This window comes from Streptomyces sp. NPDC002133, from assembly GCF_040296405.1.
Lineage (GTDB): Bacteria > Actinomycetota > Actinomycetes > Streptomycetales > Streptomycetaceae > Streptomyces.
Genome location: NZ_JBEOXF010000003.1, coordinates 252345 through 273830, shown reverse-complemented (window position 1 = coordinate 273830; position 21486 = coordinate 252345). Strand labels below are relative to the sequence as shown.

Here is a 21486-nt window from a genome sequence, read left to right as displayed (position 1 = left end):
GGCGGAACGTTACCGTATCGCGATCAGATGACCACTTCGACGCACTCGCCGGGCGGATTATCGGATACCCGCTCGGTCTCAAGAGCGTTTTGGAGGATGATCACAGCGGCTGCCTGGTCGATGACAGACCGGCCTTTCCTGGACTTCACGCCCGACGCCCGCAACCCCTGACTCGCCGTCACCGTGGTCATCCGCTCGTCCACGAGCCGCACCGGCACCGGCGCGATACCGCGTGCCAGCTCCTGGGCGAAGGCCCGGACCTTCGCCGCCGCCGGGCCCTCGCCGCCGCTGAGCGAACGGGGCAGGCCGACGACGACCTCGAGCGGTTCGTACTCCTCGACGAGCAGGCGCAGCCGCCGGTGGGCGGCAGGGACGTCACGTCCCGGCACGGTCTCCACCGGCGTGGCGAGGACCCCGTCGGGGTCGCACGAGGCGACCCCGATCCGGGCGTCCCCGACGTCGATCGCAAGACGACGTCCTCTGCGCATCGCGATCAGGCCGTCTCGGCCACGAGACGCTCGACGGCGTCGACGGCGTCGCCGATCGCGTCCGGGTTCTGACCGCCGCCCTGGGCGACGTCCGGCTTGCCGCCACCGCCGCCACCGAGGGTCTTGGCAGCCGTACGGACCAGCTCGCCGGCCTTGAGGCCACGCTCACGGGCGGCCTCGTTCGTGGCGATGACCGTCAGCGGACGGCCGTTGGCCGTGGTGAACAGCGCCACGACGGCCGGCCGCTCGCCAGGGATGCGGCCGCGGACGTCGAGGACCAGCTTGCGCAGGTCGTCGGCGGACGTGCCGTCCGGCACCTGACCGGTGACCAGGGCCGTGCCACGGACGTCCTTGGCGGACTCGGCGAGACCGGCGGCGGCCTGGAGGACCTTCTCCGCGCGGAACTTCTCGATCTCCTTCTCGGCATCCTTCAGCTTGCCGAGCATGACGGCGATCTTCTCCGGCAGCTCCTCGGGGCGGCCCTTCACCAGTTCCTGGAGCTGGGCCACGACCGTGTGCTCCCTGGCCAGGAAGTTGTACGCGTCGACACCGACGAGGGCCTCGATACGGCGCACTCCCGAGCCGATCGACGACTCGCCGAGCAGCTTCACCAGGCCCAGCTGGGCGGTGTTGTGCACGTGCGTACCGCCGCAGAGCTCCTTGGAGAAGTCGCCGATGGTGACGACACGGACCCGCTCGCCGTACTTCTCGCCGAACTCGGCGATGGCACCCTGCTTCTTGGCCTCGTCGATGCTCATGACCTCGGCCTGGACGTCGAGCTCGCGGGCGAGCACCTCGTTGATCTTCTGCTCGACGTCGGTGAGAACCGTGCCGGGGACGGCGGACGGCGAGCCGAAGTCGAAGCGGAAGCGACCCGGCGAGTTCTCCGAGCCGGCCTGGGCGGCGGTCGGGCCGAGAGCGTCGCGCAGCGCCTGGTGCGTGAGGTGCGTGGCGCTGTGGGCTCGGGCGATGGCGCGACGGCGCTTGACGTCGATGGCGGCGTAGGCGGAGGCGCCCACGGTGACCTCGCCGACCTGCACCGAGCCCTTGTGCACGGAGACACCGGGGACGGGCTGCTGGACGTCGCGCACCTCGATGACGGCGCCGGTGTCGAGCTTGATGCGGCCCTGGTCGGCGAGCTGGCCGCCGCCCTCGGCGTAGAACGGGGTGCGGTCGAGGACGACCTCGACCTCGTCCCCCTCGGAGGCGGCGGGCGACGGGACGCCGTCGACGAGGAGACCGAGGATGATCGACTCGCCCTCGTTGCGGCTGTAGCCCGTGAACTCGGTCGAGCCGGCGGTGTCGGCGACCTCGCGGTAGGCGGACAGGTCGGCGTGGCCGGTCTTCTTGGCCTTGGCGTCGGCCTTGGCGCGCTCCCGCTGCTCCTTCATCAGGCGGCGGAAGCCGTCCTCGTCCACGGAGAGCCCCTGCTCGGCGGCCATCTCCAGGGTGAGGTCGATGGGGAAGCCCCAGGTGTCGTGGAGCAGGAAGGCCCTGTCGCCGGAGAGCACCTTCGAGCCGGCGCTCCTGGCCTCGGTGACGGCACTGTCCAGGACGTTCGTGCCGGCGTTCAGCGTCTTGAGGAAGCGGGCCTCCTCGGCGAGGGCGACCGTCTCGATGCGCTTGCGGTCGGTCTCCAGCTCCGGATACTGCTCGCCCATGGTCTTGATGACCACGTCGACGAGCGGGCCGACGACCGGCTCGGTGGCACCGAGCAGACGCATGTTGCGGATGGCACGGCGCATGATGCGGCGCAGCACGTAGCCGCGGCCCTCGTTGCCGGGGGTGACTCCGTCGCCGATGAGCATCACGGACGTGCGCAGGTGGTCGGCGACCACGCGCAGGGACACGTCGCTGGCCTCGGCAGCGCCGTAGCGCACCCCGGTGAGCTCGGTGGCCTTGTCCATGACGACGCGCAGGGTGTCGGTCTCGTACATGTTCCGCACGTCCTGCAGGATCATGGCGAGGCGCTCGAGGCCGAGACCGGTGTCGATGTTCTTGCTCGGGAGGTCGCCGAGGATCTCGAAGTCCTCCTTGCCGGTGCCCTCGCCGCGCTCGTACTGCATGAAGACCAGGTTCCAGATCTCCACGTAGCGCTCGTCGTTGACGGCGGGGCCGCCCTCGACGCCGAACTCGGGGCCGCGGTCGTAGTTGATCTCCGAGCAGGGACCGCAGGGGCCCGGGACGCCCATGGACCAGAAGTTGTCCTTCTTGCCCAGGCGCTGGATGCGCTCGGCGGGGACGCCCACGACCTCGCGCCAGATGCGCTCGGCCTCGTCGTCGTCGAGGTAGACGGTGATCCAGAGCTTCTCCGGCTCCAGCCCGTAGCCGCCGTCCGCCACCGGGGAGGTGAGCAGCTCCCAGGCGAGCTTGATGGCGCCTTCCTTGAAGTAGTCACCGAAGGAGAAGTTGCCGCACATCTGGAAGAACGTGCCGTGGCGGGTGGTCTTGCCGACCTCTTCGATGTCCGGCGTGCGCACGCACTTCTGCACACTCGTGGCGCGCGGGAACGGGGGCTTGACCTCGCCCAGGAAGTACGGCTTGAACGGGACCATGCCCGCGGGGACCAGGAGCAGAGTCGGGTCGTCCGCGATGAGCGACGCCGAAGGCACGACGGTGTGCCCGCGCTCCTCGAAGAAGCTCAGCCAGCGGCGGCGGATTTCAGCCGACTCCATCAGTGGTCCTCATTCCGGTTGTACGAGTGCCTCTTGTCAAGCATCCCGTAGTGCTTCCTGTCCTGCTTCTGGTTTTCGGGGCGGCCCTCGAGTGCGGCCACGCGGCGCTGCGAGGGGAGTCCGTGCTGAGGGGGTGCCTCGATACCGAGCGCCTCGCCGAGCTCGGCCTCGCGCTGGACCATCCCGGCCCTGACGTCGAGGGCGAAGTCCTTGAGGCGGTGCCCGGTCTCGATCGCCTTGTTGGCGGCCTGGGCGGCCAGGCTCTCGGGGGTCAGCTGCCTGAGCTTGCGGTTGACCTTGGTCGTGGCCCACACACCGGCTGCGGCGCCTGCGGTGAACCAGAACGCACGACGGAACATCGCGGCCTAGCCCTTCTGCTTCCGGCGCCTCGCGGCCGGCACGGTGCGGCCGACGATGACCGTGCGCCGGACCCGCTCGGGCGGCGCCTCGTCGGTCTTGTTGCGGCTCATCGCCTTGCGTACGCCGTAACCGAACGCCGCCACCTTGACGAGTGGGCCGCCGAATGTCGAGGCGACGGTCGTGGAGAGTGCCGACGCGTTGGAGGTGACCTCCTGGACGTCGGAGGCGATGGCGTCGACCCGGTCGAGCTGGGTCTGCGCGGAGCGGACGGCCTGGGAGGCGTCGGCCAGCAGCGGCACGGCCTGTTCCGTCACGTCCGCCACCAGCTTGGTGGTCGCCCTGAGCGTCTGGGCCAGCCTCACCAGCACCACGGCGAGGAAGGAGACCAGGATCGCCCAGAAGACGGCCACCAGGATCCCGGCAACCTCTCCACCGGTCACGCTGCACCGCTCTCTGCTCGTCGTCGGGCCTTCGAAAGTCGTCCTCCGACCCTATCGCGCCGAAGGTCGCAGCCTGTACCGGATCGACGGCGTCCCGGAGGGGAGTTGCACAGGCCGATCGTACGGAACGTTCACATCCGAGTACGTAGCGTGCCCGCCGCGGTGAGGCAATCTCCCGGCGGACCCGGGCAATTCGATCTCGGCCCTCTCGTCCGCGGCCAACTCCCGCGCGCGCTCGACGGGTTGCGAACATCTCGGTTGCGCAGCCGGTACGGGAACGCGGAAGCCCGCCGCTCCCCCGCAGGCTGGCGGGGAAGCGACGGGCTCGGGCGCGTGAGGCCGGTGGTGCTACGACCGCTGGATCAACGGGCGTAGTACTCGACGACGAGCTGCTCGTCGCAGATCACCGGGATCTCCTTGCGGTTCGGCTCCCGGTCCAGGCGGAAGGCGAGCGCCTTGAGGTTGACCTGCAGGTAGCGCGGGATCTCGCCGTCGGGGGCGAAACCACCCTCGCGCGCGACCTGGAACAGGCTCTTCTCGCGGGAACGCTCGCGGACCGTCACGACGTCGTCCGGGCGGACACGGAACGACGGCTTGTCGACCTTGCCACCGTTGACCTCGATGTGGCCGTGGACGACCATCTGACGGGCCTGGTAGATCGTGCGGGCGATACCGGAGCGGAGCACCAGGGCATCGAGACGGCGCTCGAGCTCGATGATCAGCGCCTCACCGGTCTTGCCCTGGACCTTGCTGGCGCGCTCGTAGGCACGCACCAGCTGACGCTCGGAGACGTCGTACTGCGCGCGAAGGCGCTGCTTCTCGAGCAGACGGACCTTGTAGTCCGAAGTCTGCTTGCGGCCGCGGCCGTGCTCACCCGGCGGGTAGGGGCGAGCCTCGAAGTACTTGACGGCCTTCGGCGTCAGCGCGATACCAAGGGCACGGGACTTCTTGACCTTGGGACGGGACTGGTTCGGCATGAACCAACCTCTCTCGTTCTCTGTGAAATCGGCTTCACCAGGGTTAAGGGAGGTCGCATCCGCAGCCGGGGAAACCCATCGGGTCCTGCCGTGAACGGCAGACTCGGTGGGCAGCCGCTCCCCTGGTCTGGGCACATACGTGCAGCACGCGAGTGGCCCACCGACCCTCCTGGAGGGGTGGTGGGCTGCCCGCGACACCTTCGACGGTGCGCGACGCTCCTGGAGTCTCCGGCTCGAAAGCAGTGGAGACTCCGGCTGGATGTCCCGTTCTGGTGGTGCCGGTCGAGACCGGACACGGGACGCAGCGCTGCGGGCCAGTCTACAGGGCGTGCGAGGTGCTGCCGACACGGGAGTACCCGGCGCCGTTGATCAGCGGCCGTCGGCCGCGCCCTCGCCGCGCAGACGCTCGCGGACCTTCTCCACCACATCCGCGTACCGCGCCTCCGCGCCGTAGCGCGTCGGTTCGTAGTAGCGCCTTCCATGGATCGCATCCGGTGCGTACTGCTGCGCCGCGATGGCGCCGGGGACGTCGTGCGGATACAGGTAGCCCTGAGCGTGACCGAGCTTGGCGGCACCCTTGTAGTGGCCGTCGCGCAGATGAGGCGGGACGGGTCCGGCCAGTCCGTTGCGCACGTCCGCCAGGGCCGCGCCTATCGCCGTCGTCGCCGCGTTGGACTTGGGGGCGAGGGCCAGGGCGATCGTGGCGTGGCTGAGGGTCAGCGCGGCCTCGGGGAAGCCGATCATGGCCACGGCCTGGGCTGCGGCGACGGCCGTGGGCAGGGCGGTCGGATCGGCGAGGCCGATGTCCTCGCTGGCCGAGATCATGAGGCGCCGCGCGATGAACCGCGGGTCCTCCCCCGCTTCGATCATCCGCGCCAGGTAGTGCAGCGCAGCGTCAACGTCGGAACCACGGATGGACTTGATCAGCGCGCTCGCCACGTCGTAGTGCTGGTCGCCGTCGCGGTCGTACTTCAGCGCGGCCCGGTCGACCGTCTCCTCCACGGTCTGCAGGGAGATCTCCTGCTCCCCCTTGGCGAGCGCGGCGCCCGCGGCTGCTTCGAGGGCGGTCAGCGCCCGCCTGGCGTCGCCTCCGGCGACCCGCAGCAGATGCGCCTCTGCGTCCTCGGGCAGCGTCACCGCGCCGCCCAGGCCGCGCTCCGCGGGCAGCGCCCGCCGCAGCAGCCCGCGCAGATCGTCGTCGGTGAGCGGCTCCAGCGTCAGCAACAGGGAGCGGGAGAGCAGCGGGGAGATCACCGAGAAGTACGGATTCTCGGTCGTCGCCGCGATGAGCGTCACCCAGCGGTTCTCCACGGCCGGCAGGAGGGAGTCCTGCTGGGCCTTGCTGAAGCGGTGGATCTCGTCGAGGAAGAGGACGGTCTCCTTGCCGAAGCCACCGGCCGCGCGGCGGGCTCCGTCGATGACGGCGCGGACCTCCTTGACGCCCGCAGTGATCGCGGAGAGCTCCACGAACCGCTTGTCGGTCGCCTTCGAGACCACATACGCCAGGGTCGTCTTGCCGGTGCCCGGCGGGCCCCACAGGATGACGGACGAGGCGCCCGCCGGTCCGCCGTCGCCTTCGCCCACGAGACGCCGCAGCGGCGAACCCGGCTTCAGCAGGTGCTGCTGGCCGACGACCTCGCCCAGGGTGCGCGGACGCATCCGGACGGCCAGGGGGCTCGCGGACGGGTCCTTCTCCTGGCGTTCTTCGGCAGCGGCGGTAAAGAGATCGGGCTCCACAGGCATGAAGCCTATGTGAGGGCACTGACAACGCGGCCCGGGCCCGGGACAACCCGGACGGGGCCCGTCAGCTGGTCCAGAAGTCCCACCAGCGGGTCAGGACGAGCATGCCGATGACTCCGGTGTGCAGGACCGGCAGGACCCAGGTGAACTCGGCGAGGAAGTTCTTCGCCCACTCCGGGGCCGGCAGCAGACCCTTGCGGATGTTGTGCGAGGTCACGTACCAGAACATGAAGATCGTGGCGACCCAGGCCAGGCAGCACCACAGGCACAGTGCGTTGATGTTGTACAGCGACTGGTACTGGAGCCAGGTGCAGAACGCGACGCCGAAGAGCGTGCCGGCGTTGAAGGTGAGCCAGTACCAGCGGCGGAAGCGGGCGCCCGCGAGCAGGCTCATGCCGACGCAGATCACGATCGCGTAGGCGGCGAGCCCGAGCATCGGGTTCGGGAAGCCGAAGGCCGACGCCTGGTCGCTCTCCATGACACTGCCGCAGGAGACGATCGGGTTGAGGCTGCAGCCGGGGGTGAAGGTCTCCCCCGCGACCTTGGCCTCCAGGATCTTGAACTTGTCGATCGTGATGACCCACGCGGCCAGCAGACCTGCGGCGCCGGTGATCACTAGCAGCCATGCGAGGGCGCGGCTGCCTCCGACCCTGCCGCGCGCGCTCTCCGATTCCTGGCCGGAGGACACGCCGTCAACCGCTGCAGTCGTCATATCGCTGTTTCCATCACTCGGTGGCTGCTGGCACGGTCATTCTGCCGCACTGCGGGCCGTGTCCACCGTTCGGTGGACATAAGGCCGGACACACGGACGGGCGCGGGCCGGTCGTCCCGGCCCGGGCCCGTCCGCGGAACGTCCGCTCGACATCCGCTCAGGAATCCGCGCGGCGGCCGCCCGGAATCCACCCGGGAAACCGCTCAGGCGAGCTTCGCCCGGATCTCCGCGATCACCGCGTCCACGGGCACCGCGGTCTGCTCGCCGGACTCCATGTCCTTGAGCTGGACCACGCCCTCCGCAAGGTCCCGCTCGCCGGCGACGATCGTGTACCGCGCACCGCTGCGGTTCGCGTTCTTCATCGCGCCCTTGAGGCCCTTGCCGCCGTACGAGAAGTCCGCCGCGACCCCGGCCTTGCGCAGCGCGGTGACGACACCGAACAGCACCCGGCGGGCCTCCTCGCCCAGCGGGACGGCGAACACGCTGGTGCTGGAGGGGAGTTCGAGCTCGATGCCCTCGGCCTCCAGCGCCAGGACCGTGCGGTCCACGCCGAGTGCCCAGCCCACCGACGGCAGCGCGGGCCCGCCGATCATCTCGGAGAGGCCGTCGTAGCGACCGCCACCGCCCACCGCGGACTGCGAGCCGAGACCGTCGTGGACGAACTCGAACGTCGTGCGCGTGTAGTAGTCGAGGCCGCGCACCAGCTTCTCGTCGTCCTCGTACGTCACACCCGCGGCGGCGAGCAGCTCGCGCACCTCCTCGTGGTACGCCTTGCACGCGTCGCATAGGTAGTCGCGCAGCAGCGGCGCGCCGACGAGCTGCTTCTGGACCGCGTCGCGCTTGTCGTCGAGGACCCGCAGCGGGTTGATGTCGACGCGGCGCCGGGTGTCCTCGTCCAGGTCGAGCCCGCGGAGGAACCCCTGGAGCGCGTCACGGTAGACGGGACGACACTCCTTGTCGCCCAGCGAGTTCAGCAGGATGCGGAAGTTCCGCAGGCCGAGCGAACGGTACGCCTGGTCGGCCAGGATGATCAGCTCGGCGTCGAGCGCCGGGTCCTCGGCACCGATCGCCTCGGCGCCGACCTGCGAGAAGTGCCTGTATCGGCCCTTCTGCGGGCGCTCGTAGCGGTAGTACGAGCCCGAGTACCAGAGCTTGACCGGGAGGTTGCCCGTCTTGTGCAGGTTGGCCTCCAGGGCCGCGCGCAGCACGGAGGCGGTGCCCTCGGGGCGCAGGGCGAGCTTGTCGCCGCCCTTCGTCTCGAAGGCGTACATCTCCTTGGTGACGATGTCGGTGGACTCGCCGACACCGCGCGCGAACAGCTCGACGCTCTCGAAGCCCGGCGTCTCGATGTACCCGTAACCGGAGTTCCGCAGCGGCGCGGCGATCGCCTCGCGCACCGCGAGGTACTTCGCGGAGTCCGGCGGGATCAGGTCGTACGTGCCCTTGGGGGCCTGGAAAGTAGTCACGAAGGTCTCGTCACATTCCTCGTCGGGGAGCGGCGGTCGTTCCGTCTCCCTGGCCGGAGGCCACCTCCCGCAGGTACGGGTTGGTGGCGCGCTCGCGGCCGATGGTCGTCTGGGGGCCGTGGCCGGACAGCACCACGGTCGAGTCGTCGAGGGGCAGGCACACGCGGGCCAGCGAGTCGAGCATCTCGGCCATGTCACCGCCGGGCAGGTCGGTGCGTCCGATGGAGCCGGCGAAGAGCAGGTCGCCCGAGAAGAAGACCGGCGGACGCCCCTGATCTTGTGAGTTGGCCGCCGCCTCGGGCAGGCCGAAGGTCACCGACCCCTTCGTATGGCCGGGCGCGTGCGACACGGTCAGCTCGAGACCGGCGAGCTTCAGCGAGGCGCCGTCCGTCAGCTCGCGGACGTCGTCCGGCTCCCCCACCGTCAGCTCGCCCATGAGCGGCATCCCGATGGAGCGGCCGAGGGACTTCTCCGGATCGCTCATCATGTACCGGTCGGAGGGGTGGATCCACGCCGGTACGTCATGGGCTCCGCAGACCGGGACGACGGAGGCGACATGGTCGATGTGGCCATGGGTGAGCATCACGGCGACGGGCTTGAGCCGATGCTTCTTGAGCGTCTCCTCGACTCCCTGGGCGGCCTGGTGGCCCGGGTCGATGATCACGCACTCCTCGCCTGCGGCCGGGGCGACCAGGTAACAGTTGGTCCCCCAGGCCCCTGCGGGGAACCCGGCAATAAGCACGATCGTCCTCGATATGTCGTCCGACGGGGAAGTTGCTGTATCGAATTGCAACAGGTCAGAGCCTACCGGCGCTGCTCATTTCACAGCCAACCCGTATACGGTACGGGCACACTCGCCCGGATAGATCACACCATCACGAGGAGAAGACCCGGTGGTCAGCAGCGATCAGCGGCGGCGGCAGCTCGCCAGGGAGAAGTTCGAGCGGCAGCAGCAGCGCCGGGAGGAGGCGCGACACAAGGCGAAGCGCCGCAACACGGTCATCGCCGCGGCACTCGCCGTGGCACTGGCCGCCGGTGCGGCGGCGTACGCCTCGGTCGGCCTCTCGGACGGCGGCTCCGAGGGCAGCGACGCGGCGGCGCAGTCCACGCCCTCCCCCACGGCGAGCGAGAGCAGCGCGCCCGAGCCGGCCATGGCCATCGACGCGAAGGCCAAGTACACGATGTCGCTCAAGACGAGCCAGGGCGACATCTCCGTCGCGATGGACGCCGCGAAGACGCCGCGCACCGTGAACTCGTTCAAGCACCTCGCGGACAAGGGCTTCTTCGACAGCACGAAGTGTCACCGGCTCACCACGGACGGCATCTTCGTACTGCAGTGCGGCGACCCGAAGGGCGACGGCACCGGCGGTCCCGGCTACACGATCCCGGACGAGAACCTGACGGGGCTCGGCAAGGCGGGAGCGGACGGCACGGTGACGTACAAGGCCGGCACGGTGGCGATGGCGAACACCGGACAGCCGAACAGTGGCGGCAGCCAGTTCTTCCTGGTCTGGAAGGACAGCAAACTGCCCCCCGGTTACACGCCGTTCGGAACCATGGACACGACCGGCCTGAACACGGTCAAGACGGTCGCGGCGGGGGGAGTCGACGGCGGCGCCACGGACGGCGCTCCCAAGAAGGCGGTCACGGTCAAGAAGGTGGCGGTCAGCAAGGGGTGACCCGGCGAATTCGGCGGCGCCGAGTGCGGACAGCCGGGCGGCCGGTCGCCTAGATTGGCGTTGTGCAGCGCGGGCTGACTCGCGCTGTGGAAGACGGGCGAGGCCCGTCCAGGAAACTGTGGACGATGCCCAGGGGGAGCACCCCCCTCGCAGGCATCATGTGGAGGAGGCGCTGTGAGCAGCGACCCGTGGGGCCGCGTCGACGAGACGGGCACCGTGTACGTGCGGACTTCCGAGGGCGAGCAGGTCGTCGGATCGTGGCAGGCCGGAACTCCCGAGGAGGCACTGGCCTACTTCGAGCGCAAGTACGAGGGCTTGGTTGTCGAAATCGGCCTCCTCGAGAAGCGGGTGAAGACCACCGATCTGTCGGCCAAGGATGCGATGGCCGCCATCGATCACATCCGTCACCAGCTCGACGAGCATCACGCCGTCGGTGACCTCGACGCCCTGCGCAAGCGCCTGGACGCGCTCGTCGCGACCGTCGAGGCGCGCCGTGAGGAGCGCAAGGCGCAGAAGGCCAAGCAGACCGACGAGGCCAGGCGCGCCAAGGAGGAGCTGGTCACGGAGGCCGAGGAGCTGGCGCAGAGCGAGCAGTGGCGGGCGGCCGGCGAGCGGTTGCGCGCGCTGGTGGACACCTGGAAGGGCCTGCCCCGGCTCGACCGGAAGTCCGACGACGAGCTGTGGCACCGTTTCTCGCACGCGCGCTCGGCGTTCTCCAAGCGCCGCAAGGCGCACTTCGCCTCGCTGGACGCGCAGCGCGAGGTGGCCCGGCAGACCAAGGAGCGGCTGGTCGCCGAGGCCGAGGCGCTGTCCGGTTCGACGGACTGGGGCAACACGGCCGCGCGCTACCGCGAGCTGATGACGGAGTGGAAGGCCGCGGGCCGCGCCCAGCGCGAGCACGAGGACGACCTGTGGAACCGCTTCCGCGGCGCCCAGGACGTCTTCTTCGCCGCGCGCAGCGGGGTCTTCGCCGAGCGGGACGCGGAGCAGACGGAGAACCTGAAGCTCAAGGAGGAGCTGGCGGCCGAGGCCGAGAAGCTCGTGCCGGTGACGGATCTGAAGGCTGCCCGTGCCGCCTTCCGTTCCATCAACGAGCGTTGGGAGGCCATCGGGCATGTCCCGCGCGACGCCCGCCCGAAGGTCGAGGGCCGGATGCACGCGGTGGAGCGGGCGATCCAGGAGGCCGAGGAGGCCGAGTGGCGCCGCACCAACCCGGAGGCGCGGGCGCGTGCCGCGGGTCTGACCGGCCAGCTGCAGGCGGCGGTCGACAAGCTGCGTCAGCAGATCGACGCGGCGCGTGCCACGGGCAACAACGCCAGGGCGGACAAGCTGGCGAAGGAGCTCGAGGGCCGGCAGGCGCTGTTGGACCAGGCGCTGAAGGGCCTGGAGGAGTTCGGCGGCTGACGGTCGCCCGCAGCGCGGCGAAGGGCCCGGCAGCGAGGTTGCTGCCGGGCCCTTCGGCCGTGCGCGGCGGGCTCGTCGTCCGTTACCGGCCGGTGAGCCCGTCAGCCCGTGGTGCGTGGGCCGGGCGGTTCGTGGGGCCGTCTGCGACCGCAGGACGGGCTCGGAGTCACGGCCTGCGTGCCGAGGTCACCCGGTACACGTCGTACACACCCTCCACGCCCCGGACCGCCTTGAGGACATGACCGAGGTGCTTGGGGTCGCCCATCTCGAAGGTGAAGCGGGAGGTGGCGACGCGGTCTCGGGAGGTCTGGACGGCCGCCGACAGGATGTTGACGTGCTGGTCCGACAGCACGCGGGTGACGTCCGAGAGGAGCCTGGAGCGGTCCAGGGCCTCGACCTGTATGGCGACCAGGAAGACCGAGGACTGGGTGGGCGCCCATTCGACGTCGAGGATCCGCTCGGGCTGCTGGGAGAGCGAGTCCACGTTGACGCAGTCCGCCCGGTGGACCGAGACGCCGCTGCCGCGGGTGACGAAACCGATGATGGGGTCGCCGGGGACGGGCGTGCAGCAGCGGGCGAGCTTCACCCAGACGTCGTCGACGCCCTTGACGACGACACCGGGGTCGGCGGCGGCGCGACGCTTGCGCCCGCGGGTGCGGGACGGCGGGACGGACTCGGCGATGTCCTCGGTGGCGGCCTCCTCGCCGCCGAGGGCCTGGACGAGCTTCTGGACGACGCCCTGCGCGGCGACATGGCCCTCACCGATCGCCGCGTACAGCGAGGAGATGTCCGGGTACCGCATCTCGTGCGCCAGCGTCACCAGCGAGTCGCCGGTGAGGATGCGCTGGATCGGCAGGTTCTGCTTGCGCATGGCGCGGGCGATGGCGTCCTTGCCCTGCTCGATCGCCTCGTCCCGGCGCTCCTTGGAGAACCAGGCCCGGATCTTGTTCCTCGCCCGCGGCGACTTGACGAAGCCGAGCCAGTCGCGGGAGGGGCCGGCGCCGGTGGCCTTGGAGGTGAAGACCTCCACCAAGTCGCCGTTGTCCAGGGTGGATTCGAGCGGTACGAGGCGGCCGTTGACGCGTGCGCCTATGGTGCGGTGGCCGACCTCGGTGTGGACGGCGTACGCGAAGTCGACGGGGGTGGCGCCCGCGGGGAGCGCTATGACGTCGCCCTTCGGCGTGAAGACGAAGACCTCGTTGCGGGACAGGTCGAAGCGCAGGGACTCCAGGAACTCGCCCGGGTCCTCGGTCTCCTTCTGCCAGTCGAGGAGTTGCCGCAGCCACGCCATGTCGTTGATGGCGTCCTTGTCCTTGCCCGTCGCCTTCGGGACGTCTGTGCGAATCTTGGAGGCGCCGGCGACGGCTTCCTGCTTGTACTTCCAGTGCGCGGCGATGCCGTACTCGGCGCGGCGGTGCATGTCGAACGTCCGGATCTGGAGTTCGACGGGCTTGCCGTTGGGTCCGATGACCGTCGTGTGCAGCGACTGGTACATGTTGAACTTCGGCATCGCGATGTAGTCCTTGAACCGCCCCGGAACCGGGTTCCAGCGGGCGTGGACGGTGCCGAGCGCCGCGTAGCAGTCGCGGACGGTGTCGACGAGGACGCGGATGCCGACCAGATCGTAGATCTCCGCGAAGTCACGGCCGCGGACGATCATCTTCTGGTAAACGCTGTAGTAGTGCTTCGGGCGGCCGGTGACGGTGGCCTTGATGCGGGCGGCGCGCAGGTCGGACTGGACCTCGTCGGTCACTATGGCGAGGTACTCGTCGCGCTTGGGCGCGCGCTCGGCGACGAGCCGCACGATCTCGTCGTACATCTTGGGGTAGAGGATCGCGAAGGCGAGGTCCTCCAGCTCCCACTTGATGGTGTTCATGCCCAGCCGGTGCGCCAGCGGGGCGTAGATCTCCAGGGTCTCGCGGGCCTTTTTCTCCTGCTTCTCCCGCTTGAGGTAGCGCATCGTCCGCATGTTGTGCAGACGGTCGGCGAGCTTGATGACCAGGACGCGCGGGTCCTTGGCCATGGCGACGACCATCTTGCGTACGGTCTCGGCCTGCGCGGCCTCGCCGAACTTGACCTTGTCCAGCTTGGTGACGCCGTCGACGAGCAGGGCGACCTGGTCGCCGAAGTCGCGGCGCAGCGTGTCCAGGCCGTACTCGGTGTCCTCGACGGTGTCGTGCAGGAGTCCCGCCATCAGGGTCGCGGGGTCCATGCCGAGCTCGGCGAGGATGGTGGTGACGGCGAGCGGATGCGTGATGTACGGGTCGCCGCTCTTGCGCTTCTGCCCGCGGTGCCAGCGCTCGGCGACCTGGTAGGCCCGCTCGATCTGGCGCAGCGTCGAGCTCTCGATCTTCGGGTCGTTGCTCCGGACGATCCGCAGCAGGGGCTCGAGGACCGGGTTGTACGGGCTGGAGCGCTGGACGCCGAGACGGGCGAGGCGGGCGCGGACCCGGTTCGACGAACCGCCCGAGCGCGTCGGAGGGGCGGGCGGCGGCTTCGGGGCGGTCACCGGGGTGGGAGCGGGGGCCGAGCCGTTCGCACGCTCCGTCGGGGCCACGGACCCGGCGCTGTCCGCGGACTTCTTCTCGGGCGTGACAGGGTCCGCCACAGCCTTGTCGGCCTGTCGCTCGGGCTGCGCGGTGGCGGGCTGGGCCTCGTCTGGCAAGAGCACTCCTCGTGCGGATCCGGGTCCCCCGGTCAGGCCCGGAAAGGCCATCGTATCGACCTCGGGCGTTCACCTCGCCCCGGGACGGGGGACTGTCCACAACGAGGAACGGGCACCCGGTGTTCCCGGATGCCCGTTCCGTACCGCCGTTTGCGGGTCCTGAGACGCTCAGAGCGTGATCAGAGCCTCGAGCGGGGCGCCGCGCAGGGCGGGCTCCAGGCGGGCACGCCCGCCGAGAAAGCCCAGCTCCATGAGGATCGCGACGCCCGCGACCTCGGCGCCGGCCCGGCGGATCAGCTCCAGCGAGGCCTCCGCCGTGCCGCCGGTGGCGAGGACGTCGTCGATGACCATGACGCGGTCGTCCGCGCCGAGGTCCTCGGCGTGCACCTCGATCTCGGCCGTGCCGTACTCCAGCTCGTACGCCTGCGACAGGGTGGCTCCGGGGAGCTTGCCCGCCTTGCGTACGGGCACGAACCCGATGCCGGCCCGGACCGCGACGGGCGCGGCCAGGATGAAGCCGCGGGCCTCGAGGCCGACGATCTTCGTCGCGCCGTGGCGTGCGCACAGCTCGGCGAGGCTCTCCGTCAGCACCGTGAACGCGGCCGGGTCCGCGAGCAGCGGCGTGATGTCCTTGAACATCACGCCCGGCTTCGGATAGTCCGGCACGTCACGGATGCGGCTGAGCAGCAGCTCCCGCCTGCTCTCGGTCACCGGCGCTTCCCCGACGAGGGGCGGCCGTGGCCGCGGCCGCGCTGACCGACGACGGTGCCGGCGGCCGTGGCCGCATCCGGAACGTCGTCGTACGACTCGGCCGCAGCACCCTCCGCGTCGGCGTCGTCGGCGGACTCGCCCTTGGCGGCGGCCGCGCGCTTGGCGAGGACCCGCTTCTTCAGGGCCTTCATCTGCGGCTCGCGCTCCTTCAGGTCGGCGACCAGCGGAGTGGCGATGAAGATCGACGAGTACGCACCGGCCGCGAGACCGACGAACAGCGACAGCGAGATGTCGTTGAGCATGCCCGCGCCGAGGAAGCCACCGCCGATGAACAGCAGACCGGCGACCGGCAGGAGCGCCACGACCGTGGTGTTGATCGAGCGCACCAGCGTGCCGTTGATGGAACGGTTGGCGATCTCGCTGTACGTCCAGCGGGTCTGCTTGGTGATGTCCTTCGTGCCCTCCTTGAGGCTGTCGAAGACGACCACCGTGTCGTACAGCGAATAACCGAGAATGGTCAGCAGACCGATCACCGTACCCGGCGTGACCTCGAACCCGACCAGGGCGTAGATACCGACCGTGATCGTGATGTCGTGGATCAGGGCGATGAGGGCGGCGACGGCCATGCGCCATTCGAAGGCGATCGCCAGATAGATCACCACGAGGAGCATGAACACGCCGAGGCCGGTCCACGCCTTGTTCGCGATCTGCTCACCCCAGCTGGGGCCGACCAGCTCCGCGTTGATCTCGCCCTTGATGCCCATGTCCTGGGCGAGCTGCTTGCCCACCTCGCCGGCCTCGGCGGTGGTCAGCTCGCTGACCTGGATGCGCAGCGTGTCGTTGCCGAGCTCCTGCACGATTGCGGGGTGCCCGGAGGCCTCCTGCGCGTACTCCTGGGCCTGGGAGACGGACACGCTCGTCTTCGGGGTGGTGAAGACGGCACCGCCCTTGAACTCGATGCCCATGTTGAGACCCCGCACCGCCAGGCCGACGATGGCCGTGATGGTGATCAGGATCGAGACGGCGTACCAGATCTTCCGCTTGCCGATGAAGTCGTAGCCGACCTCGCCGCGGTAGAGCCTGGCGCCGATGGTGCCGAGACGCGACATCTCACGCCTCCTTCGGGTCGATGGGGGCGGAGACACGGCGCGAGCGGCGCAGCGGCGGCTTGGCGCCGAGCCGCTTCGGGTCCAGTCCGGACCAGGGGTGACCGTTCGCGAAGAACTTCCTGCGGGCGAGGAGCGTCATCAGCGGCTTGGTGAAGAAGAACACCACGACGACGTCGAGCAGGGTGGTCAGGCCGAGCGTGAACGCGAAGCCCTGGACCTTGCCGACCGTGACGATGAAGAGCACGGCGGCGGCGAGGAACGACACGAAGTCGGACACCAGGATCGTGCGCCGGGCGCGCGGCCAGGCACGCTCGACGGCCGGGCGCAGCGTCCTGCCCTCGCGGATCTCGTCACGGATGCGCTCGAAGTACACGATGAACGAGTCGGCGGTGATACCGATCGCCACGATGGCGCCGCAGACCGCCGGGAGGTTCAGCGCGAAGCCGATGGCCGGGCCGAGCAGCGCCATCAGGGAGTACGTGAGGATCGCCGAGACCATGAGGCTGAGCAGGGCGACGACCGACAGACCGCGGTAGTAGACCACCAGGTAGATCACGACGAGCGCGAGGCCGATGGCGCCCGCGATGAGGCCGGCCTTGAGCTGCTCACCGCCGAGCGCGGCGGTGACGGTGGTGACCGTCTCCTGGTTGAAGCTCAGCGGAAGCGCACCGTAGCTGAGGATGTTGCCCAGGTCCTGGGCGGACTGCTGGGTGAAACTGCCGGAGATCTCGGCATTGGCGCTGAGCGTCTGGTTGACCTGCGGGGCCGAGACGACATCGCCGTCGAGAACGATCGCGAACTGGTTCTGCGGCGAAGGCTGCTGCGACAGCTTGCCGGTGATCTTGGAGAACTTCTTCGAGCCCTCGCTCGTGAAGTCCATCTGGACGATCCACATGCCGCGCTGCGGGTCCAGCACGCCCTTGGCGCTGTCGACGTCCTGACCGTCGACCTCGGCCGGGCCCAGGAGGTACTTCTCCCACTGGTCCGCGCTGTTCTTGCCGCAGGCGACGATGGTGTCCTCGGGCTTGGCACCCCTGGCCGCGTCGACACGGGCCTTCTGGTCGAGGCAGTCCAGCTCGGTGAACTTCTGCTGGAGCGCGGCGGTCGCCGGGTCGGCAGGCGGCGGCGTCGGCGTCGCAGCCGGCGGGGTCGGCGCGGAGCCGGTCGGCGTGGGCGAAGGCGCCTTCAGGGCGTCGGTGACGGCACGTCCCTGCGTGGTGGGGCTGGCGGTCGGCGTACCGGACGGGGCGGTCGCCTTGTCCTTGCCGTCGTCACCGGCGCTCGGAGAAGTGCTCGCGGAGGGCTCCGGCGCCACGGGACCACCGGCCGCGACGTTCAGCACGGGCCGGAAGTACAGCTGGGCCGTGGTGCCCACCTGCTTCTGGGCCTGCTCCGAGTTCGTCCCCTTGGGGATGTTGACGATGATGTTCTCGCGGCCCTGGGTCTGGACCTCGGCCTCGGAGACTCCCAGACCATTGACACGGCGTTCGATGATGCTGACCGCAGTGTTCATGTTGGTCTCGTTGACCGCGCTCTCCTTGCCGGGCTCCGCCACGGCCTTGAGCGTGATCGTCGTACCGCCCGCGAGGTCGATACCCAGTCGCGGTGTGGTGTCCCCGGACCAGAACATCCCGCCGAGGAGAGCGGCCATGACGATCAGCATCAGCGCGAGGGTGCGCCCCGGCCTCCCCTGACCTCCCGGCGCCTTTCGGCCCTTCTTCGGTGCTGCCACCTTCTCGATTCTCCCTGTCCAACCGCACCGCGCCGGGTGTGCGACGGGGCGGCCACGAAGTGTTGTGGGGACCTGCCCCCGCAGTGTTCGGCACGAACGGGGGACCGCGGTCGTCGCCGGTGGGCGTCCCGCGGTCCCCGGTCGCTGTTACTTCGCGTCGGTGTCGCCGTCGGTCTTCTCGTCGTCCTTGGCGTCCTTGGCGTCCTTGGCCTCGGGCGCGGAGCCGGCGCCTTCCGCCTCGGCGTCCTTCTTGCCCAGGTCGATCTTGTCGTCCTTGGCGTCCTCGGTCAGCGAGGAGGCGTCGTCCGGGACGACCGGGGTGTCGCTCTTGAGAGCGTCGTCATCGTCGCCGTGCACGATCCGGTTGTACTCGGCGTCATCGAGGACCGCACCGATGGCGTTCTTCGCGAAGACGAGGTGGACGCCGGGCGCGGCCTCGAGGACGACCGTGTCGTCGTTGACCTCCTTGACGGTGGCGTACAGACCGCCGATGGTCCGCACACCCGTGCCGGGCTGCATCTGGTTCCGCATGTTCGCCGCCGCCTGCTGCTTCTTCTTGGCGGAGCGGGTCATCAGGAACATGGCCCCGATGAGCACGATGAAGGGGAGGAGGGTCACGATATCCACGGGACGGAATTCCTTCGCACGACCGCGCCGGGGAGCGGCCTGATCTACGGGGGTGGGCAAGCCGACCCTGAAGGGCGGCATCGGCGGAGTCTAAGCGAGTCCGCATCGTTGGAACAACGCCCAGCATGGCACCGTGGTTCCCGGCCCGGCGACCCTCCGCGCCGTCACGTCCCGAACAGACCCTGTTGTCCGCTTGCGCCCGCGCCGTTCGCTCCGCCGCCGTGCTGGGGCGGTACGAGGCCGAGATGGGCCCATGCCGCGGGTGTCGCGATCCGGCCACGCGGGGTGCGGGCGAGCAGTCCCTCCCGTACGAGGAAGGGCTCGGCGACCTCCTCGACCGTCTCGCGCTCCTCCCCCACGGCCACGGCCAGCGTGGACAGTCCGACGGGTCCGCCGCCGAACAGCTTGAGCAGGGCCTGGAGCACGGCCCGGTCGAGCCGGTCGAGCCCGCGGCCGTCGACCTCGTAGACGCCGAGGGCCACGGCGGCGATGTCGCGGGTGATCCTCCCGTCGGCCTTGACCTGGGCGTAGTCCCGGACACGGCGGAGCAGCCGGTTGGCGATACGGGGCGTGCCGCGGGACCTGCCGGCGATCTCCGCGGCGCCTTCGGTGTCCACCTCCAGGTCGAGGAGCCGGGCCGAGCGGTGGATGACGCGCTCCAGCTCGGCGGGCTCGTAGAACTCCATGTGCGCGGTGAAGCCGAAGCGGTCGCGCAGCGGCGGGGGCAGCAGCCCTGCGCGCGTGGTGGCGCCGACCAGGGTGAACGGCGGCAGCTCCAGCGGGATGGCGGTGGCGCCGGGGCCCTTGCCGACGATCACGTCGACGCGGAAGTCCTCCATCGCCATGTAGAGCATCTCCTCGGCGGGCCGGGACATGCGGTGGATCTCGTCGAGGAAGAGGACCTCGCCCTCCTGGAGGGACGACAGGATGGCGGCCAGGTCGCCCGCGTGCTGGATGGCGGGCCCCGAGGTGATGCGGATCGGGGCGCCCATCTCCGCGGCGATGATCATGGAGAGGGTGGTCTTGCCGAGTCCGGGTGCGCCGGAGAGCAGGACGTGGTCGGCGGTGGCACCGCGTGCGAGGGCCGCTTTCAGGACAAGGTCGAGCTGCTCGCGCACGCGCTCCTGACCGACGAACTCGTCCAGCGACTTGGGTCGCAGGGCGGCCTCGACGGCTTGGTCCTCGCCGTCGGCGGATGCCCCGACGAGGCGGTCGGCCGCGGCGGCGGCCGACGTCTCGCTGCTGGTGTCGTCCCAATCCATGAGGTGTGCCTCGCGGTCCTTCTCGGGCCGGCCCCGGTCCGCGGCCGGCGATACGGCGTGGGCGGATCGCCGGTGGCCGGTCATGGCGGCTGGCGGTCGGATGGTGCCCGGCGATCGGTCTCGGTGCCGGACGGTCGGTCTCGGTGTCTGGTCCCGCCCCGTGCGGGGCGCGGCGTCAGCGGGTGCGGTTCAGGGTCTGGAGGGCGGCCTTGAGCAGCCGGCCGACATGCGGCTCACCGGCTGCCGCCTCCGCCTGCGGCGTCACCGCGACGACCGCCTCGTCGGCCTCACGGCCGGCGTATCCGAGGCCGATCAGGGCGGCGTGCAGCTGGTCGCGCCACGACTGGCTGACGGGCGCTCCCCCGGCGCGCGCCGAGGAGCCGATGGGCTCGCCGAGGCGGTCCTTCAGCTCCAGGAGCAGCTTCTGGGCGCCCTTCTTGCCGATGCCCGGCACGGCGGTCAGCGCCTTCTCGTCATCCGTGGCCACGGCGAGGCGCAGAGCGTCCGGGCTGTGCACGGCGAGCATCGCCTGGGCGAGGCGCGGGCCGACGCCGCTCGCGGTCTGGAGCAGCTCGAAGACCTGGCGCTCGTCGTCGTCCGCGAAGCCGTACAGCGTCAGTGAGTCCTCCCTGACGACCAACGACGTGGCGAGCCTGGCCTCCTGACCGACCCTCAGCTCCGAGAGCGTGTTCGGCGTGCACTGCACAGCCATGCCGATGCCACCGACCTCGATCACGGCGGTCGTCGGAGCGAGAGCGGCGACCGGGCCGCTCACAAAGGCGATCATGCGGTACGCCCTTTCAGTGCGTGGTGTGCGGCGACCGCCTGCTGGAGGCGGTTGTGGGCGGGGGCGCGCCAGATGTGGCAGATGGCGAGGGCGAGCGCGTCGGCGGCGTCGGCCGGCTTCGGCGGTGCGTCGAGCCGCAGGAGCCGGGTCACCATGGCGCCGACCTGGGCCTTCTCGGCGCGGCCGCTGCCGGTGACGGCGGCCTTGACCTCGCTGGGCGTGTGGAGCGCGACGGGCAGTCCACGGCGGGAGGCACACAGCATGGCGACCGCGCTCGCCTGCGCCGTGCCCATGACCGTACGCACGTTGTGCTGGCTGAACACCCGCTCGACCGCGACCAGTTCGGGCCTGTGCGTGTCCAGCCATTCCTCGATGCCGCGCTCGATGGCGACGAGCCGGTGGCCGATGTCGGCGTCGGCCGGGGTGCGGACGACACCGACGCCGAGCATCGTCAGCGGTCGGCCCGCGACGCCCTCGACCACGCCGATGCCGCACCGGGTCAGCCCCGGGTCCACGCCCAGAACACGCACGCGCCCACCCCTTCGTCGTTCTGCCCCGGCCACCGCCGGGAGGTACCCCCAGTTCGTGCAGGCTATCGGCTCGCACTGACAGCGGCCGACAACGCGACGGGCCGACGAGGAATGCCCCCGTC

At 70.1% G+C, this 21486-nt stretch carries 19 protein-coding genes; 2 read left to right on the top strand and 17 right to left on the bottom strand.

The genetic code is table 11. The annotated features are described in order from the left end of the window. Positions 1-23: 23 nt before the first annotated feature. The 9 genes from ruvX to ABT078_RS05870 all read right to left on the bottom strand — a co-directional run bounded on the left by ruvX (position 24) and on the right by ABT078_RS05870 (position 9600). Complete coding sequence (gene ruvX / locus ABT078_RS05910; RefSeq protein ID WP_351224219.1) at positions 24-488, bottom strand: Holliday junction resolvase RuvX; 465 nt, start codon at positions 486-488, stop codon at positions 24-26. A 5-nt stretch (positions 489-493) separates the two neighbouring features. Then, a complete protein-coding gene (alaS, locus tag ABT078_RS05905) occupies positions 494-3163 on the bottom strand; it encodes an alanine--tRNA ligase (protein ID WP_351224217.1) in 2670 nt (889 codons plus the stop codon). Next, positions 3163-3522, bottom strand: coding sequence for a DUF6167 family protein (locus tag ABT078_RS05900; protein ID WP_351224215.1), 360 nt, complete (start codon positions 3520-3522; stop codon positions 3163-3165). The genes alaS and ABT078_RS05900 overlap by 1 nt, the downstream gene beginning before the upstream one ends. Before the next feature lie 6 nt (positions 3523-3528). Beyond that, the gene (locus ABT078_RS05895) at positions 3529-3963 is read right to left on the bottom strand and encodes a DUF948 domain-containing protein (RefSeq protein ID WP_351224213.1); all 435 of its coding nucleotides are present in this window, start codon (positions 3961-3963) and stop codon (positions 3529-3531) included. A 362-nt stretch (positions 3964-4325) separates the two neighbouring features. Continuing rightward, complete coding sequence (gene rpsD, locus ABT078_RS05890; RefSeq protein WP_351224211.1) at positions 4326-4940, bottom strand: 30S ribosomal protein S4; 615 nt, start codon at positions 4938-4940, stop codon at positions 4326-4328. 369 nt (positions 4941-5309) lie between these two features. Continuing rightward, positions 5310-6677, bottom strand: coding sequence for a replication-associated recombination protein A (locus tag ABT078_RS05885; RefSeq protein WP_351224414.1), 1368 nt, complete (start codon positions 6675-6677; stop codon positions 5310-5312). A 67-nt stretch (positions 6678-6744) separates the two neighbouring features. Beyond that, a complete protein-coding gene (locus ABT078_RS05880) occupies positions 6745-7392 on the bottom strand; it encodes a vitamin K epoxide reductase family protein (RefSeq protein WP_351224209.1) in 648 nt (215 codons plus the stop codon). 203 nt (positions 7393-7595) lie between these two features. Beyond that, complete coding sequence (gene hisS / locus ABT078_RS05875) at positions 7596-8858, bottom strand: histidine--tRNA ligase (RefSeq protein ID WP_351224207.1); 1263 nt, start codon at positions 8856-8858, stop codon at positions 7596-7598. A gap of 10 nt (positions 8859-8868) precedes the next feature. After that, positions 8869-9600, bottom strand: coding sequence for an MBL fold metallo-hydrolase (locus ABT078_RS05870; RefSeq protein ID WP_351224205.1), 732 nt, complete (start codon positions 9598-9600; stop codon positions 8869-8871). Positions 9601-9751: 151 nt separating this feature from the next. Here ABT078_RS05870 and ABT078_RS05865 point away from each other — a divergent pair, with 151 nt between their 5' ends. Further along, complete coding sequence (locus ABT078_RS05865; protein ID WP_351224203.1) at positions 9752-10537, top strand: peptidylprolyl isomerase; 786 nt, start codon at positions 9752-9754, stop codon at positions 10535-10537. Between the two features lie 174 nt (positions 10538-10711). Next, on the top strand, positions 10712-11941 hold the full coding sequence (locus ABT078_RS05860) for a DUF349 domain-containing protein (protein ID WP_351224201.1): 1230 nt from the start codon (positions 10712-10714) through the stop codon (positions 11939-11941). Between the two features lie 166 nt (positions 11942-12107). On the opposite strand, the gene ABT078_RS05855 is transcribed toward ABT078_RS05860, so the two are convergent. The 8 genes from ABT078_RS05855 to ruvC form a co-directional block, all read right to left on the bottom strand. Further along, on the bottom strand, positions 12108-14606 hold the full coding sequence (locus ABT078_RS05855; RefSeq protein WP_351224199.1) for a RelA/SpoT family protein: 2499 nt from the start codon (positions 14604-14606) through the stop codon (positions 12108-12110). Between the two features lie 168 nt (positions 14607-14774). After that, a complete protein-coding gene (locus tag ABT078_RS05850; RefSeq protein ID WP_351224197.1) occupies positions 14775-15317 on the bottom strand; it encodes an adenine phosphoribosyltransferase in 543 nt (180 codons plus the stop codon). Beyond that, entirely contained in the window at positions 15314-16426 is a 1113-nt protein-coding gene (secF, locus tag ABT078_RS05845; RefSeq protein WP_351224195.1) for a protein translocase subunit SecF, read from the bottom strand. Before secF ends, ABT078_RS05850 begins: the two co-directional genes overlap by 4 nt. A gap of 1 nt (position 16427) precedes the next feature. After that, positions 16428-18158, bottom strand: a complete 1731-nt coding sequence (secD, locus tag ABT078_RS05840; protein ID WP_351224193.1) for a protein translocase subunit SecD — start codon at positions 18156-18158, stop codon at positions 16428-16430. A gap of 147 nt (positions 18159-18305) precedes the next feature. Then, the gene (gene yajC / locus ABT078_RS05835; RefSeq protein ID WP_351224191.1) at positions 18306-18785 is read right to left on the bottom strand and encodes a preprotein translocase subunit YajC; all 480 of its coding nucleotides are present in this window, start codon (positions 18783-18785) and stop codon (positions 18306-18308) included. Positions 18786-18949: 164 nt separating this feature from the next. Next, a complete protein-coding gene (gene ruvB / locus ABT078_RS05830) occupies positions 18950-20047 on the bottom strand; it encodes a Holliday junction branch migration DNA helicase RuvB (protein ID WP_351224189.1) in 1098 nt (365 codons plus the stop codon). 175 nt (positions 20048-20222) lie between these two features. Further along, positions 20223-20834 (bottom strand): Holliday junction branch migration protein RuvA, encoded by a 612-nt coding sequence (ruvA, locus tag ABT078_RS05825; protein WP_351224187.1) that lies wholly within the window; start codon positions 20832-20834, stop codon positions 20223-20225. Continuing rightward, complete coding sequence (gene ruvC / locus ABT078_RS05820) at positions 20831-21364, bottom strand: crossover junction endodeoxyribonuclease RuvC (RefSeq protein ID WP_351224185.1); 534 nt, start codon at positions 21362-21364, stop codon at positions 20831-20833. The genes ruvA and ruvC overlap by 4 nt, the downstream gene beginning before the upstream one ends. Positions 21365-21486 lie beyond the last annotated feature (122 nt).

Bases quoted from the DNA above. Each gene is read 5' to 3' on its own strand.
- alaS (WP_351224217.1), bottom strand. From the start codon at position 3,163: ATGGAGTCGGCTGAAATCCGCCGCCGCTGGCTGAGCTTCTTCGAGGAG.
- ruvX (WP_351224219.1), bottom strand. From the start codon at position 488: ATGCGCAGAGGACGTCGTCTTGCGATCGACGTCGGGGACGCCCGGATC.
- secF (WP_351224195.1), bottom strand. From the start codon at position 16,426: ATGTCGCGTCTCGGCACCATCGGCGCCAGGCTCTACCGCGGCGAGGTC.
- ABT078_RS05900 (WP_351224215.1), bottom strand. From the start codon at position 3,522: ATGTTCCGTCGTGCGTTCTGGTTCACCGCAGGCGCCGCAGCCGGTGTG.
- rpsD (WP_351224211.1), bottom strand. From the start codon at position 4,940: ATGCCGAACCAGTCCCGTCCCAAGGTCAAGAAGTCCCGTGCCCTTGGT.
- ruvB (WP_351224189.1), bottom strand. From the start codon at position 20,047: ATGGATTGGGACGACACCAGCAGCGAGACGTCGGCCGCCGCCGCGGCC.
- ruvA (WP_351224187.1), bottom strand. From the start codon at position 20,834: ATGATCGCCTTTGTGAGCGGCCCGGTCGCCGCTCTCGCTCCGACGACC.
- ABT078_RS05880 (WP_351224209.1), bottom strand. From the start codon at position 7,392: ATGACGACTGCAGCGGTTGACGGCGTGTCCTCCGGCCAGGAATCGGAG.